Source organism: Burkholderia cepacia (assembly GCF_001718835.1).
Lineage (GTDB): Bacteria > Pseudomonadota > Gammaproteobacteria > Burkholderiales > Burkholderiaceae > Burkholderia > Burkholderia cepacia_F.
Genome location: NZ_CP013444.1, coordinates 1,944,350 through 1,960,531 on the forward strand (window position 1 = coordinate 1,944,350; position 16,182 = coordinate 1,960,531).

General features: G+C 70.1%; 11 protein-coding genes. 5 read left to right on the forward strand and 6 right to left on the reverse strand.

What is annotated here, in order from left to right; translation table 11 throughout:
- Positions 1–5: 5 nt before the first annotated feature.
- The 4 genes from WT26_RS28685 to WT26_RS28700 form a co-directional block, all read right to left on the reverse strand.
- On the reverse strand, positions 6–1,196 hold the full coding sequence (locus tag WT26_RS28685) for a right-handed parallel beta-helix repeat-containing protein (RefSeq protein WP_231130534.1): 1,191 nt from the start codon (positions 1,194–1,196) through the stop codon (positions 6–8).
- A gap of 110 nt (positions 1,197–1,306) precedes the next feature.
- A complete protein-coding gene (locus tag WT26_RS28690; RefSeq protein WP_230461642.1) occupies positions 1,307–2,611 on the reverse strand; it encodes an oligosaccharide repeat unit polymerase in 1,305 nt (434 codons plus the stop codon).
- 83 nt (positions 2,612–2,694) lie between these two features.
- On the reverse strand, positions 2,695–4,962 hold the full coding sequence (locus WT26_RS28695) for a GNVR domain-containing protein (RefSeq protein WP_069271332.1): 2,268 nt from the start codon (positions 4,960–4,962) through the stop codon (positions 2,695–2,697).
- A 56-nt stretch (positions 4,963–5,018) separates the two neighbouring features.
- Positions 5,019–6,206 carry a polysaccharide biosynthesis/export family protein gene (locus WT26_RS28700; RefSeq protein ID WP_069271877.1) on the reverse strand — a complete coding sequence of 396 codons (1,188 nt, stop codon included), beginning with the start codon at positions 6,204–6,206 and terminating at the stop codon, positions 5,019–5,021.
- A gap of 183 nt (positions 6,207–6,389) precedes the next feature.
- Here WT26_RS28700 and WT26_RS28705 point away from each other — a divergent pair, with 183 nt between their 5' ends.
- Complete coding sequence (locus WT26_RS28705; protein ID WP_060119358.1) at positions 6,390–6,713, forward strand: hypothetical protein; 324 nt, start codon at positions 6,390–6,392, stop codon at positions 6,711–6,713.
- 138 nt (positions 6,714–6,851) lie between these two features.
- Here the strand turns inward: WT26_RS28705 and WT26_RS28710 are convergent, their stop codons facing one another.
- A complete protein-coding gene (locus tag WT26_RS28710) occupies positions 6,852–8,726 on the reverse strand; it encodes a serine aminopeptidase domain-containing protein (protein WP_069271333.1) in 1,875 nt (624 codons plus the stop codon).
- A gap of 313 nt (positions 8,727–9,039) precedes the next feature.
- Between WT26_RS28710 and WT26_RS28715 the strand changes: the two genes are divergently transcribed.
- The 4 genes from WT26_RS28715 to WT26_RS28730 all read left to right on the forward strand — a co-directional run bounded on the left by WT26_RS28715 (position 9,040) and on the right by WT26_RS28730 (position 15,147).
- Positions 9,040–10,296 (forward strand): flippase, encoded by a 1,257-nt coding sequence (locus tag WT26_RS28715; RefSeq protein WP_059529012.1) that lies wholly within the window; start codon positions 9,040–9,042, stop codon positions 10,294–10,296.
- A gap of 36 nt (positions 10,297–10,332) precedes the next feature.
- Positions 10,333–11,412: a glycosyltransferase family 2 protein gene (locus WT26_RS28720; RefSeq protein ID WP_069271334.1), complete on the forward strand. Its 1,080-nt coding sequence runs from the start codon at positions 10,333–10,335 to the stop codon at positions 11,410–11,412.
- Between the two features lie 422 nt (positions 11,413–11,834).
- A complete protein-coding gene (locus tag WT26_RS28725; RefSeq protein ID WP_069274536.1) occupies positions 11,835–14,036 on the forward strand; it encodes a glycoside hydrolase family 3 C-terminal domain-containing protein in 2,202 nt (733 codons plus the stop codon).
- A gap of 130 nt (positions 14,037–14,166) precedes the next feature.
- Entirely contained in the window at positions 14,167–15,147 is a 981-nt protein-coding gene (locus WT26_RS28730; RefSeq protein WP_069274537.1) for an aldo/keto reductase, read from the forward strand.
- 333 nt (positions 15,148–15,480) lie between these two features.
- On the opposite strand, the gene WT26_RS28735 is transcribed toward WT26_RS28730, so the two are convergent.
- Entirely contained in the window at positions 15,481–16,134 is a 654-nt protein-coding gene (locus WT26_RS28735) for a pyridoxamine 5'-phosphate oxidase family protein (RefSeq protein WP_069271336.1), read from the reverse strand.
- Positions 16,135–16,182: the final 48 nt, after the last annotated feature.

The window sequence follows — 16,182 nt, forward strand, 5'->3', positions numbered from 1 at the left end:
GCTGATCAACGCTCCACGGCAAGCGCGCCCCGCCCGCGCGCCTGCCTGAGCCATTGCCGCACGCGCGGCATCCGCGTCTCATCGGCGCCGCTGACCGCGAATGCCACCGCCTGCGACGCCACGCGCGCGGGCGGTGGCAGCGCGACGCCGTTCAGCGTGTTCGCGGCCCCGGCGATCGCCTGCCCGGCCGCGCAGCCGCGCGACTCGCGGGCGATCGGCGCGCCTCCGATCGCGTCGATCCGATTGCCCGACACGCGGACCCCGCACACGTTCCCCAGCGTGCGGACGCCCGCGAACCGCGCGTCGACGATCCGGTTGTCCGTCACGTCGACCCGCGTGACCGCGCCCGAGCCGGCGTTCAGGTCGATCGCGGCCTGCCCGGTCTGCGCTCGCCCCGCCTGCCTTGACGCCCGCTGCTGGATATCCGCCACCACGTTGCGCGCGACACGCACGTTGGTCGCGTCGTAGGTCCGGTAGCTGTCCTCCTGCGCGACAAGAATGCCCGCGCCCGTCCGCACGCCGCGCACGACGTTGTTCGAGATCGTCACGTCCGCGCCGCCGACCACCGTCACGCCGCGTCCCCAGTCGTTGCCTTCGAGCGAATTGCCGGCGATCAGCACGTTGCCGCTCGGCGCGCCGTCGTTGCGGTAGCTTACGACCGCGATCATGTCGTCGCCCGTGTCGCGCACGACGTTGCCCTGCACGAGCACGTTGAGCGCGCCGTGCGTCACGTGGATGCCGTCCGCGAGGGTCGCGCGGACCTCGTTGCCGACGATCGCGACGTCCTGCCCGCCGAACACGAAGATGCCGGCGCTGGCGCCGCCGTCGATCACGACGTCGAGCACCTGCACGCCGCGCCCCGTCACGTCCACCTTCGTCGAAGCGGGTGTCGTCAGGCGTGTCGCGCCGATCCCGGCCAGCGTGAGCCCCGCGAGCGTCGTACCGTCGCCCCGCATCTCGATGGTCTGGTCGTCCGGGTCGGTCGCGACGAGCGTCGCGCCGTAGCCCGATACCACGACGTTCGCCTGCTTCACGGCCAGCGAGCGCCCGACGACGTACCGCCCCGGCGCGAACACGAGCCGCTGGCCGCGCTGCAGCGCGTCGAGCGCGCGTTGCAGCGCGTCGGCCTGGTCCGCGCCGTCGGCCGACGGATGGACGATCGCGTCGGGTGCGACCGTCGCGTGTTCGACTTGCATGCCGGCGGCTGTCGCGGCTGCGTCCGGCCGCGGCTGCGACACGGCGGCCACGCGGAAGCCGAGCGCGACCGCGCAGGCTGCGAGCGCGCATCGGGATTTGCGCGTCGGGATCATGTCGACGAGTGGCCGGGCCGCGTTCCGCAACAGCGGAACACGACGAACAGCAGCATCAGCGGCACGAAGTTGCGCCCGCTGAACAGGTTCGGAATGCGCAGGATCTCGAGCAGCGACACGTAGAGCACCGCATGCGCGCAGCACCAGAAGCCGCTTGCGGCTCGCCAACCCGCGAAGCTTCGGCCGAACACCCAGCCGACGAACGCGGCGACGAGCAGCCCGAACCAGCCCCACTCGTAGAAGTGCACGAAGATTCCCGACGGGTTGTTGAATTCCGGATCGGCATAGCCGTTCAGGAACACGTTGATGCTGTCGCCCGAATCGAGCAGCGGCTGGAACAGGCCGCCGAGCCCCGGAAAGCGGATCAGCCAGTCGAACGTGAACATCGGATGCCCGGCGCCCCAGCCGAGGACGCTCAGGATTCCCGCGCCGTTGTTCAGCGCGGTCGAGTAATACAGCCCCAGGCGTTCGAGCGCGAAATCGACGATGTTGTCGTACAGGTTCACGTAGTAGGTTTCCCACGAACGGTTGTATTCGTTCGCGATGAAGAACCCGACCAGCAGCGGAATCGCCGCGAACGGCGCGAGCGACACCCACGCCGAGCGTCGCGGGCCGCGCCGGAACCGCGCGATCATCAGCACGCACGGCAGCGCCATCTCGATCACGGCGAGCCGTTCCGCGAAGATGAAGCTGCGCAGCAGCGTCAGCACCGCCAGCGCGACGAGATACAGCTTGTGGCGGTTCAAGCCCTTCACGCGCGTCCTGTACACGTAGAAGTACAGCGCGACGTACGCGGCCGTCGCCTGCGTGAGCGTGCTCAGGCCGACCACGCGCCCTTTCAGTTCGAGCAGGTCGAACGCGCTCGCGCTGCCGCGCAGGAACGCGAGCAGCAGCGCGGGCTGCGCGAGCACGCCGCTCATCATCACCAGATAGCCGGCGAACGCGAGCACGAACACGAGATCGAGCACGCACGGCGGCAGCTCGACGGGCGACGCGCGTGCCGCGCGCATCGGCTGCGCCCCCTGCGTGAGCCACGCGGACGCCATCGCAACCACGAGGAACAGCGCGCCCGCGAATGCGTAGAAGCCGTCGAAGTAGACGCGCGCGATCGCTTTCTGGTCGCCGAGCAGGCTGACCGACAGCAGCCCGTAGAGCGGCAGGATGAAGAACAGGATCAGGCGCGCCGGGTCTTCCCACCAGTAGCCGTCGCCGGCGGCCGCGGGTCGCGCGCGCACCGGCGCGCGCACCGCCCGATGAACGGAGCGCGGCATGACGCGAGGGGCCGCACGCAAGTCATCCATGAGGTTCGTTCCATCCGCTTGCGGCGCCTGCCGCGCGGCCGGCGGCGCAACGCACGATCGATCGGCCGCACATCGTCATCCGCTCAGCGCGCCGGCCGGCGCGCCGCCATCACGCCCGCGAAAACGGACGCCGCCTGATGGGTGCCTGTGTCCGCATAACCGTAGTCGTAGCGGCCCGGCCCACCCCTGTAGTCATTGAGGATCACGCCGCGCGCGGCGACCTGCGCGTGCGCGAGCCGCCGCATGCTTTCGTCGAGCCCGGCCAGCGTCGTCACGCCGCTGCGCGCGACGAGAAACACGGTGCCGGCCATGCGCCCCAGCACCAGCGCGTCGGCCACCGGCAGCAACGGCGGCCCGTCGATCACGACCATGTCGTACTGCGCCGCCACGCGCTCGATCAGCGCCGCGAGCGCGGGCCGCAGCAGCAATTCGCCCGGATCGGCGACGACGCCGCCCATCGGCAGGAAATCGAGGCCCGGCGCCGCGTCGCGCTTGACCGCCTCGTCGAGCCGATGCGTGCCGCCGACCACGTCCGCGAGGCCTGGTGCACGGCTGTAGCGGAACCGTTCGTGCAGCGAACCCTTGCGCAGGTCGGCGTCGATCAGCAGCACGCGCCGGCTCGCCGCACCGGCGAGCACCGCCAGATTCGCCGCGACGAACGACTTGCCGACGCCCGTCGTCGGCCCCGAGATCAGCACGACGCGATTCGGCGCGTCCGGCAGCGCGAGCTGCAGCGACGTGCGAAACCCACGCAGGCTTTCGAGCGCCGCGTCGTGCGGCGCGGGCATCGCTCCGGCCGATGCGGCGCGCGCGCCACGCACACCGCGCGCACGCGGCTCCGGCAACGCCGGCGACGGACGGTGCGGCACCGTCGCGAACACCGGCAGGCCGGTCGCCCATTCGATCTCGTCGGGATCGGCGACCGTGCCGGCGAGCCGCTGCCGCGCGATGACGATCACGCCGCCCGCCAGCAGCCCGAGAATCAGTGAGCCGATCACGGCCATCCCGCGATTCGGCCGGATCGGCGTATCGGCCGCCGTCGCCGAATCGACGATCCGCACGTTGCCGGTCTTGCTCGCGCGCGCCAGCGTCATCTGCTGGCGCGCGTTGAGCAGGTTCGTATAGAGCGCGGTATCGACGGCGACGTCCCGCTGCAGTTGCAACACGCCCTGCTCGATGCCCGGCAGGCGCCGGATCTGCGCGCGCACCGCGTCGAGCTCGCGCTGCGCGTCGGCGAGCTGCGCGTCGACCGCCATCATCGCCGGATGCTTCGGCATGAAACGGGTCAGCAGCTCCTGGCGCCGCTGCTGCAGCGTCTGCACGCGCGTCTCGAGATCGACCGACTGCTGCCGCAACGCAAGCCCTTCGTCACTCGTGTTGACCGTGCCGTGCGACGCACGGAATGCGTTGAAGCGGCTCTCCGCCTGTTCGAGCTGCCGCTTGAGCGACGGCAGCTGCGCGTCCATGAAGCGGATCAGCCGGTCTGCCGCCTCCGACTTGCGCTGCGTGTTCTGCGCGAGATACGCGACGCCGATCGCGTTCAGGATCCGGCTGTCGCGCACCGGATCGGTGCCGTCGAGCGTCGCGCCGATCATGTTCGACTGCTTGCCGCGCTCGGCGATCAGCACCGACTTCTGCAGCCATTCGGTCGCATCGGCTTCCGCATAGCGGGTCAGGTCGAAGCGTGCGCCGGGCGCGCCCGCGAGGTCGCGCACGAACAGGTCGATCGGCCCGTGCGGCGTGTCGGCGTGCAGCGGCTGCCCGACCCGACCCTGCCAGGTCGGCCCGCTCGCGCCGAACAGGCTCGCGCGCCGCAGCGTATACGCGCCGTCGCGGCCGGCCGTCAGCACGAAGCGTTTTTCGTGGAATCGCTTCGGCACGTCGAAGGTCGCGACGTCGATGCTTTCCGTGCCGGTCACGTAGCCGCCCGGCAGCGGCGTCGACAGCCCGTCGGCGCCGTTCGCGAGCCGCCAGCCGAGCCACGGCAGGTAATGCGGACGCGCATCGATCGCCAGCTTCGCGATGTCGACCGCGCGCGCCATCACCGCGCGCGACTTCAGCACCTCGATTTCGGTCGACGCGTCGGTCTTCAGGTCGAACACCGACGACGGATCGCCGGGCGGCGACGCGGGCTTCGCTTCCGTCGGGCCCTGTTCGACCTGGAACAGGATGTCGGAGCGGTAGACGGGCTGTGCGCACAGCGCATACATCGCGCCCGCGATCACGCACGCGAGCGCCGACGCGCCCATCACGCGGCGGCCGCCGACCAGCATCGCCCAGTACCGGCGGGCCGGAGAGGACGGCCGCAGCGTGATGTCGCCGGGCGGATCAGGCAGAGTCGAAGAAGTCATACAGCGTCATTCCCGTGTGGCGCGACGAGTCGCGATGCCGAATTCCGGAGCCCGGTTCACGGCGAGATGGCCTTGGCCGTCAGCGCGCCCTGCGCGGCCGACGGGATCAGCAGGTTGACGACGCGGCTCCAGCGCACCAGCGGCGACGCATCGACGAACACGACGTCGCGCCGCGCGAGCGGGAACCGGTCCGCCAGCGCCAGCGCGGCCGGCGACTGCGCGTCGAGGTGATAGACCTGCGGCGCGTCGCCGGGCCCGCGGCGCACGACGTACACCTGCCGAGCATCGGCCGTGTACTGGCTCACGCCGCCCGCGTCGCCGAGCGCTTCGCCGAGGCTCATGCGCCCGTCGGTCAGCGTCAGCGTCGACGGCCGCGTCACTTCGCCGAGCACGAACACCTTGCTGTCGCGCGCGGCGTTCACGCGCACCAGATCGCCGTCGCGCAGCAGGATCCGCGACGGATTCACGCCGGCCGCGATCATGTCGGGCAGGCTCACCGTCACGGTCCGGTCGCCGCGCGTCACGGCCACCGACGAACGGTCCGCGGCCGCGGTGAAGCCGCCCGCGCGATCGATCGCTTCCGTCAGCGTCATCGGCACGTCGGTCACGATCTGCAGGCCGGGCGCGCGGACCTCGCCGTCGAGATGCACGCGCTTGCTGCGATACGCCTGGACGCGCAACGCCAGCTGCGGCGCGCGCACGTATTCGCCGAGACGCTTCGCGAGCCGCGCGCGCGCCTGCGCGTCGGTCAGCCCGGCGACATGCACGGTGCCCACGTACGCGAACTGCAGGTTGCCGTCGGCATCGACCGTATAGCCCGTCGCGACCGAGCTCGCGCCGCTGCCGTCGGGCCCGCCCGCGCTCTGCGTCACCGGCAGGTTCAGTTCCGGGTGGTCCCACACGACGATGTTCAGCACGTCGCCGGGCCCGATCACATAGGGCTTCGGCGTGCCGAACAGCTGCCGCACGTCGGCCGCGACCGGCGTCGGCCGCGCGGCCTGCTGGCCGTCGACGAGCGCATCGGTGATCTCGATCAGCGCCGCGTCCTGCACGTCCCGGACGCCGGTGAGGCCGCCCGCGCCCGCTGCATCGGCGCTCACGCGCGCGTTGGCGTCGCCGCCGGCCGACGATGGGGCCGTCATGCCCGGCGCCAGCGCGCACGCGCTCGTCGCGAGCGCGACCGCGACCGCCGCGATCGCCACGCGTGAGCGCCAAGACAGGCAGATTGCGGCCACGCCGCGCATCGTTCGCCGCCAGCGCGGGATGCGTGGCACGTTCCGCTGCGTGGGTGAAAACATCGTGTCCTTCCCGAAACTGTGCGGCAGCCCGCGCATCGCGGCGCGTTCCGGCTTTACGCTTTCCCGCGCGGCTCGCGATGCGTCGCCGCGCGTCCATCCATCACTGCGTTTCATTCCCGTCGACCCGTCATGAACCTCTGTCCGCCGATCGTCCGTGCCGCGCTGTCCGCCGTCGCGTGCGTGAACGCCTGCGCTCAAACCCTGCCCGGCGGCGATCCGGCCGGTCTCGGCCGTCCCGTCTTCGTACTGCGCGGGATTGCCACGCCTGCGCCGCTTCAGCGCTCCGCGCAGACGCTGCCGCCGGATACGCGCATGCGCCGCGCCTTGCGCAGCACGCTCGCGACCGGCCGGCCGCGGCGTCCGCCGGCAGGCGACGCGCGGCACGACGACTCGCCGTATGCGTCGCCCTACCTGCCGTCGCCGTATGCGCAATCGCAGGACGACCCGCGTTGACCCGCGCGGCCAGCCGCGCCGCCTGCGAGGCGAGCGCTCGCCGGACAATCGATTGGACACCGCAATGCGCGGCGCGTCTGTGATCGAGCCCACCTAACGTCGATGTTCGGCACACGATCGTGCCGACGCGGACACCGCTCATGCGGTCCCGCCGCCGCGCGCCGCGCCGGCCCGCGAACGGGCCGCCGCGGCCTGCGCGAACGACGTGCCCGCGACGCCCGCCGACGGCGCACCGGCCGGAAGCCGGACCGGCCAGCCCGTTTCGCCGCCCAGCACGCCGCGGCAGAGATCGATCACCGCATCCGCGCCCGACGTGCCGTACAGCGCGTGATCGAGCTGCGGCATCGTTCGCAGGCGAACGTGGCGCGAACGCCGGAACGCGCGCGCGGGCGAGCCGAAATGACGATGCACGTCGTCGATGCCGGGATCGAATGCGCCATAGACGAGCAGCGTCCACACGCCGCGCTGCGCGAGCGTGCACATCAGGCCGCGCGGCGTGTCGGCGCGCGGCGTCCAGCCGACGCGCGCGGCCACCCCCATCGCAGGCACGCGAAAGTGCGCAACGACATTGCCCGCCAGCGATCGCAGGATCGGCCGCAGGTCGCGCCGCTCGCGCACGAGCCGCGTCCACTTCCGCCAGTCGCGCATCGACACCCAGTAACCGCGCGCCGAGTTGTTCCGCTGCTTCTGCGCGGCGTCGAGCGTCAGGCCGGCCGGCCACACGAAGCGCGCGAGATTGATCGCGATCACGCCGGCCAGCGCGTCGCTCCGCACGGCCGCATGCAGCGACGCATACGCGCCCGAACAAATGCCGACCGCGACGACTTCCGCGTGACCGCGCTCGCGCAACCATGCGGCGGCGGCCGCGACGTCGTCGATCGTCGCGCTCGAATAGACGACGCCCGACTGCTCGTCCGGCGCGTGCGGCCCGCTGTCGCCGATGCCGTTCACGTCGATCCGCAGCGTCGTGACGCCGACGCGCGCCATCGCCCTCGCGAGCCGCACGCCGACGCGCCCGTCGGCGCTGCGCGGGTTCGCGGCCGTGTTCGTGATCAGCAGGGCCGGCCGCGACGACGCGCGCGCGGGCCGGCACAGCACCCCGACGAGCCGATCGGCGCCGACGGCGACCACGCGCTCGGTCATGCCGTCCATCTCGAGCGGCGCGACGGCGTTCGCGTCCCACGCCGCGCATGCGTCGGGCCGCGCCCGATCGGCCGGCGAGCGGCGCGGCCCGCGGCTCGCGATCCACTGCGCGACGGCTTCGATCGCCGCGCGCGGCAATCGCGAATACGTGCTGCCGACCATCGTCTTCGGCCATTCCGCGAACGCTTCGGTCGCGACCTCCACGCCGCGCGCCTGCAATGCTGCGTGCAGCGCCGGGCCGTCGTCGTGGCCGGTCTGCACCAGCAGCATCGCGCGCGGCAGCGATGCTGCGTCGCGCACGACGTCGCACAGGTCGAGCGCCTTGAGATCGTTCACGAGGTCGGCCGGATAGCGATGCCCGAGCACGTTCATGCACGGTTCGCCGATGTGCGCCTGCCGGATCGACGGCGGCGCAGTATCGAGCCACTGGCGCTGCACGAGCGACAGTTCGCGCAGATACGCGCGCCCCCGGACGACCGGCGCCAGCGCGACGATCGCATCGACGCGCGGCGACGCATGCGCGCCGGCCGCCGCCGCGAGCATCGCGAACACCGCGCCCGCGCGGATGCCGACGAGCGTCAGCGTGTCGATGCCGGCGTGCGCGCGCAATGCGTCGATCGCGCGGCGAATGCCGGCGACGCTTGCCGCGAAGCGCCCCGCGTCGAGATCGTCGCCGGCCGAATCCCCCGCGCACGGGTAGTTGAAACGCAGCACCGTGACGCCGTCGCGCGCCAGCCGCTCCGCGAGCGCGCGCATCAGCTTGTGGGTCCACAGCGCTTCGTGGCCCAGCGCTTCGCACAGGACGACGCCCTGCCCCGTATGTCCTTCATGCAGCCAGCCCACGCAGCCGTCGAACGCTATCGGCTTCACTTGGCCCTCCTCGGATCGGTGATTGTTATCGGACGCCGGTAATCGGCCCTGATGGCCGGCGCGGCGACGTCCGATTTAATCACTCGCGCCGATCGCGCTTCGGTGCGCCAGCTTACAAATGCATTTATCACGGCGGAGAAGGAACGCACGGGACGGCGCAGGCAATGGCGGCCCGCGACGAACGAATCCCCGAACGGTCGGCTCGCGAACAGAGCGCGGCCGCATGCTCCGTATCATGGCTGCGGAACCCACCGGCCGCGCATCCCGCGCGGCGGCCGGACAGGTATCGTTACCCGCGGCGCCGTTCGACCGTATGTCAACCGTAAAGAAGAATTTCGTCCTGCTGCTGACGCTGCAGATCTCGACGTACGCGGCGCCGCTGCTGATCGTGCCGCTGCTCACGCATGCGCTCGGCCCGGAGGGCTACGGCCAGCTTGCGTTCTCGCTTGCGGTCGTCGCGTACTTCATCAACTGGACCTGCTACAGCTTCGACCTCACGGCGACGCCGCGCATCGCGCTCGCGCGCGACGACCGCGTCGAGCGCTCGCGCATCTTCTGGGCGACGTTCGTCGCGCAGCTCGCGATCGCCGCATTCGGCTTCGTCGTGCTGCTCGCGCTGACCTTCGTCGTCGCCCGCTTCGGCGCGGACCGCATGCTGCTGCTGATCGGCTTCGGCATGCCGGTCGGCGCGGCGCTCACGCCCGGCTGGTACTTCCAGGGCGTCCAGAAGCTGCGCACGTTCAGCGTGATCCTGTTCGTCTGCCGTGCGCTGAGCATTCCGGCGATGTTTGCGTTCGTGCGCGGGCCTGCCGACCTGACCGCCGCGATGATCGTCAACGCGGCCGTGCCGCTCGGTTCGGGCGTCGCGGCGATCGCCCTCCTGTTCGCGCGCCGCGAGGTCGCGTTCGTGCGCGTGCGCTTCGCCGACGTCGCCGAAGCGCTGAAAGGCGGCTGGCAGGTGTTCCTCGCATCGACGTCGGTCGCGTTCTACGCGTCGACGAACACGGTGCTGCTCGGCTTCGTGTCGGGCAACGTCGCGGCCGGCTATTTCGCGGCCGGCGACAAGCTCGTGCGCGCCGCCATCAGCATGCTGCAGCCGCTGAAGTCGGCCGCGTATCCGCGCGTCAGCTACCTGATGCGACACGCGCGCGACGAAGCGCTGGCGTTCCTGCGCAAGCTGCTCGTCGTGCAGTTCGCGATGGTGCTCGCGATCTCGCTCGCGATCTTCTTCAGCGCGCCGCTCGCGGTGCGCCTGCTCTACGGCCCGTCGTACGAGCCGACGGTCAACGTGCTGCGCTGGATGGCCTTCATTCCGTTCATGGCCGGCATGACCGACCTGTTCGGCGTTCAGACACTGCTGCCGCTCGGGATGAAGAAGGCGTTCACGCGCATCCTGATTTCGTCCGGCATCCTGAATGTTGCGCTGCTGCCCGTGCTCGCGAAGTACTTCGCCGAACAGGGTGCGGCGGCGGCCGTGCTGCTGGCCGAGGCCGCCGTCGCCGCCGCGCTCGCGGCCGTCGTCTATCGCGAAGGCATTCCGCTGATCGGCCGCCCCGCCGCGCGCCGCTAGCCGCGCACCGCACCGAATTCCGCCCAGGAGCGACTCATGGCCGAGCTCACCATCGCCATATGCAACCACAACCACGGCGCGTACCTGCGCGGCGCGATCGATTCCGCGCTCGCGCAGACGGCGCGCGGCGTCCGAGTACTGGTGGTCGACGACGGCTCGACCGACGATTCGCGCGACATCATCCACGCGTACGGCGATCGCGTCGACACGATCTTCCAGGACAATCGCGGCCAGGTCGCCGCCTACAACCGTGCGCTGGAACACGTCGCGAGCGACTACGTGATCTTTCTCGACGCCGACGACCTGCTGTACCGCGATGCGGCCGGCCGCGTGCTCGCGGCGTTCGGATCGGGCGACTGCGTGAAGGTGCAGTTCCGGCTCGACGTACTGACCCGCGACGGCGCGGCCACCGGCGTCACGGTCCCGCAGTCCGTCGTCGACGGCGATTGCGGCCGGCTGCTGCGCGCAGGCTGGCTCTATCCGTCGCCGCCCGGGTCGGGCAACGCGTATCGCGTCGCCGCGCTGAGGCGCTTCTTCCCCGTGCCCGTCAACCCCGACAATCGCCACGGCGCGGATTTCTACGCGATCTACGGCATCGCGCTGCTGGGCGCCGTCCACATGATCGATGCGCCGCTCGGCGGCTACCGCGCGCACCATGCGGCCGCGCGCGTCGCCGACGGCCCGAGCGGCGGCGCGGCCGACCTCGCGTTCGCCAACGCGGAAGACGGCGCGACCGGCGCACAAAAGACCGTCGCGCGCTGGACGACGCTGCGCACGCTCGTCCAGGTGCGGCTTCACGAAACGCTGCCGACGGCGCCCTACGATTTCTCGATCGAGAAGGCGCGGTTCGCGAGCGCGCTGTATCGCGCGCCGTTCGCGCGGCGCTGGCGCTGGTTCGCGCGCGAGTCGCAGCGCTATTGGCATACGGTGCTGCGCAACCCGTTCTGGCGGCCGTTCAAGAAACTCGCCGTGTGCGGGCTGACGGCCGTCTGCCTGCTGCCGTCGACGGCGCTCAGCGATCGCGCGATACGCTACGTCGCCAATCCGCTGTCGCGGGCGCGCAAGCCGGACCATGCGCGCCCGGCCCCCGAGCGGCAGCCCGGCGCCGCCCGCTAGCGCTTCGCGTCGCTTCCAAGGTAGCTGCATGCCGTTCGCGCCGGTACTTCTTACGCCGCGCGCGACGCCCGACCGGGAACGTTGACTGCTTCTTCGGTGCTACGCACGGCAGTCGCACAAAAAATCGGACGTATCGGTAGAAACACCGATGCTGTAGTCAAACTACATTCATACCATTAGTCGCTGCAGAGAATCGCTACATCCGATCCGGCGGCACGCGATCGAGCCAACCCGACCGTGCGTGGCCGGCCGCGCCTGACCGGCCGTGCCTAACCGGCCGTAACGATTCCCCGCCCGGCCTGGCATGCCGACGCGCAACCACCCTGCATCGCCAGCCGAATGCGTCCGGTGCGAATCCACCGGACGAGCGCAGCTCCAGACATCATCCGAACAACCGGCAATACGATCATGGAGACAGCAACATGGGGGCAACTTTCTGGTCAGCCGCCGCACTGGCGGCGGCATTCTGCGGCAGCGCCTGCGCCGGCGCGACCGATTTCGGCAACGCATCCGACAGCGTCGACACGTTCGCGTCGAGCGCAGCGCACCGGCGCGCGGATGCGCTCGTGCGCAAGATGACGCTCGACGAGAAACTCCAGTTCATCCATTCGCAATACGAAATGTCGAAGGTGCCGGGCGGCGGCGCCGGTTATATCCAGGGCGTGCCGCGGCTCGGCATTCCCGATCTCAACATGGTCGACTCGGCGACCGGCTCCGGCAGCACGTCGCAGGCCAGCACGACGTTCCCCGCGACGATCGCCGTCGCCGCGAGCTGGGATCGCCGGCTGTCGTACGACTTCGGCAAGCAGGTCGCGATCCAGTTGCGCGCGCAAGGATTCGGCATGGGCCTCGGCGGCGGCACCAATCTCGCGCGCGAGCCGCGCGGCGGCCGGCTGTTCGAGTATCTCGGCGAAGATCCGCTGCTCGCCGGCGACCTGCTCGCCGAACGCACGCTCGCCACGCAGCGGCAAAAGGTCATCGCCACGATCAAGCACTACGCGGGCAACGAGCAGGAGCACGGCCGGATGGGCGGCAACACGCAGATCGACGAACGCACGCTGCGCGAGCTTTACCTGCTGCCGTTCGAGATCGCCGCGAAGCGCGGTCGCCCCGGCAGCGTGATGTGCAGCTACAACCGGCTGAACGGCGCATACGCGTGCGAAAACACTCACCTGCTGAACGACGTGCTGAAGAACGAATGGGGCTTCCAGGGCCAGGTGCAGTCCGACTGGGGCGCCACGCACAGTACGGCCGCCGCGATCAACGCCGGGCTCGACGAGGAAGAGGACGTCGGGCCGAGCGTGTACCTGACACCGACGGCCGTCAAGCAGGCGATCGCGAACGGCTCGGTGTCGACCGCGCGACTCGACGACATGGTGCGGCGCAAGCTCGCCGTGATGATCCGCGTCGGCGTGATGGACGATCCGGCCACCGGCGGCGGCACGATCGATTTCGCGGCCGCGAACCGGTTCGCGCAGGCGGCTTCCGAGCAGTCGATCGTGCTGCTGAAGAACGACGGCAATCAGTTGCCGCTGGCGGCATCGGCGCTGTCGCGCATTGCGGTGATCGGCGGCCATGCGGACGCGGCCGTGCTGTCCGGCGGCGGCTCGGGCAACACGCGCGACCCGGTGTCGGGTTCGTTCGCGGGCTGCGGCGGCCTGACGTTCGGCGCGTCGACCGGGTGCAGCTGGTGGCGCAATCCGTGGCTGAAGGTCGACGTGCCGATCGTCGCGGCCATCCGCGCGCTCGCGCCGGCCGCGCAGGTCACGTACGCGGGCAACAGCGACCAGCAGTCGCCGTTCCGTGCGTACACGCAGCAGGAGATCGACCAGGCCGCGGCGCTCGCGGGCCGCTCGGATGTCGCGATCGTCGTGGTGGCCCAGCCGGCCGGCGAGGATTTCGGCGACCTGCAGAGCCTGAGCCTCGCGAACCCGTCGAACCAGGACGCGCTCGTCGAAGCCGTCGCGCGCGCGAATCCGCATACGATCGTCGTCGTCCAGAGCGGCAATCCGGTGCTGATGCCGTGGAAGGACAACGTGTCGGCGATCGTCGAGGCATGGTATCCGGGCGAAGCCGGCGGCAAGGCGATCGCGAACGTGCTGTTCGGCGCGGTCAATCCGTCGGGCAAACTGCCCGTCACCTTCCCCGCGCGCGATCAGGATTCGCCGACCTGGAAAGCGGGCGGCGCGTTCGACAACGACCCCGTCTACGCGGAAAAGCTGAACATGGGCTATCGCTGGTACGACGCGCGCAACATCAAGCCGATGTTCGAGTTCGGCTACGGGCTGTCGTACACGCACTTCGCGTATTCGGGGCTGTCGGTGTCGCGGCAGCGCGACGGCTCGCTCGGCGTGTCGTTCACCGTGCGCAATGACGGGCCCGCGGCCGGCGCGGACGTGCCGCAGGTCTATCTCGGCGTGCCGTACAAGGACGAACCGCCGAAGCGGCTGGTCGGCTGGGAAAAGATCCGGCTGAATCCGGGCGAGGCGCGGCGCGTGCGCGTGACCGTGTCGCCGCGCATGCAGAGCGTGTGGGATACGTCGCGTAACGGCTGGCGGTTCGTGCCGGGCGGAACCGTGTACGTCGGTGCGTCGTCGCGCGACATCCGGCTGCAAGGGCGCTGAGCGCCCGACGCTGCGGCGCCCGGCGTTTCGACGCCCAACGCGTTTTCGGCTGCGGTAATACCCTTGCGAGGGTTCGCCGCGCGCGCCGCGCGGCGAACGTCCAACCGGAAAATCGCAAGGAGCATCAGCAATGGAATATGTCAGGCTCGGTTCCACAGGGCTGCAGGTTTCGCGTCTGTGTCTCGGCTGCATGACTTACGGCGTGCCCGAACGGGGCACGCATCCGTGGACGCTCGACGAAGCCGCGAGCCGTCCCTTCATCCGCCAGGCGCTCGACGCCGGCATCAACTTCTTCGATACCGCGAACATGTATTCGGACGGCACATCGGAGGAGATCGTCGGCCGCGCGCTGCGCGATTTCGCGAAACGCGACGAGATCGTGATCGCGACCAAGGTGTTCTACCGGATGCGGCCGGGGCCGAACGGCGCGGGGCTGTCGCGCAAGGCGATCATGACCGACATCGACCAGAGCCTGAAGCGGCTCGGCACCGATTACGTGGATCTCTACCAGATTCACCGCTGGGATTACGGCACGCCGATCGAGGAGACGCTCGAGGCGCTGCACGACGTCGTGAAGGCCGGCAAGGCGCGCTATATCGGCGCGTCGTCGATGTTCGCGTGGCAGTTCGCGAAGGCGCTGCATACGTCGAAGCAGCACGGCTGGACCCGCTTCGTCAGCATGCAGAACCACCTGAACCTGCTGTATCGGGAAGAGGAGCGGGAAATGCTGCCGCTGTGCGCAGACGAGGGGATCGCGGTGATTCCATGGAGCCCGCTCGCGCGCGGCCGCCTGACGCGCAACTGGGACGAGTCGACCGAGCGGCAGCAGAGCGACGTTTACGGCCAGACGCTTTACGAAGCGTATGCCGACAACGATCGCGCGATCGTCGACGCCGTTGCGACGATCGCGGCCGCGCGCAACGTGCCGCGTGCGCAGGTGGCACTCGCGTGGCTGCTGCAGAAGTCCGGGGTGACCGCGCCGATCATCGGGGCGTCGAAGGCCCAGCATCTCGATGATGCGGTCGCGGCGCTGTCGCTCGAACTCAGCGCCGAGGAACTCGCGGCGCTCGAAGCGCCGTACGTGCCGCACGCGGTCGCGGGGCACGAGTAAGCGGCACACACGCGCCCGGCTACTGCATCCGATGCCGATGCCGGCCGGGCGCCCGTGACGCGCACCGCGTCGCCGTTCTCCATCTGCGGCAGTTCAAGCGATTGCCCTGAGCGCCCCGGTTTTTCCTGCCTGCGATTTCGTTCTCGTCTGATTGGTCAGGAAGGCGTCAACCGGTATGCTTGCTTGCCTACTTCCCGATACGGCTTAGGCGCGGGCGTTCAGCGATGGTCGGTGGGCGCGGCCATATGTTTCATTGAGCGAGTTGCAGTTCGAGAACGCTGCCATATGCGAGCGTTGAGCGTCCGCTCCCAAGCCCTGATCCAACGAGCGCAGTTACGCGTGCACGCGCCACTGCTTCACATACTCCGGCGTCCCCGTCGGCGCAGCATCGACGACCGGCGCCTGCGGTTGCAGCGCCAGCGGCAACACACCCGCCCACACCGGCAACGACAGGTCGTCTTCGCCGTCCTCCGGTCCGCCCGAGCGGACCTTGCACGCGGCCTCTTCCAGCGGAATGCGCAGCACCGTGGTCGCGGCGAGCTCGTTCGCGTCGCCGGGGCGCACCTCGCGCGAACGACCGGGCGCAAGCCGCTCCAGGAACGTATCGAGCGCCGCGGCCTTGGCCTCGCCTTCCACTGCGTCGAACGCGCCGTAGATCACGGCCGAGCGATAGTTCATCAAATGCTCGAACGCGGAACGCGCGAGCACCAGTCCGTCCAGATGCGTGATCGTCACGCACACCTGCGCGCCGTCGGTCGCGAGCTTCAGCATGCGGCTGCCGTTCGAGCCGTGGATGTAAAGATGATCGCCGTCACGCCAGCACGCGGTCGGAATGCAGTGCACGCCGTGTTCGTCGGCGAATGCGACGTGGCATACATACGCCGCATCGACGATCGCGTGGAGCGTCGCGCGGTCATAGCGGCCGAGTTTGGCGATGCGGCGGATGCGGGTACGCGCGGATGGCGACGTTGTTTCGGTGACGGTCACGGCGGGAATCCTCTCAGGTGTTCGTGAAAGGCGCCACGATAGGGCAAG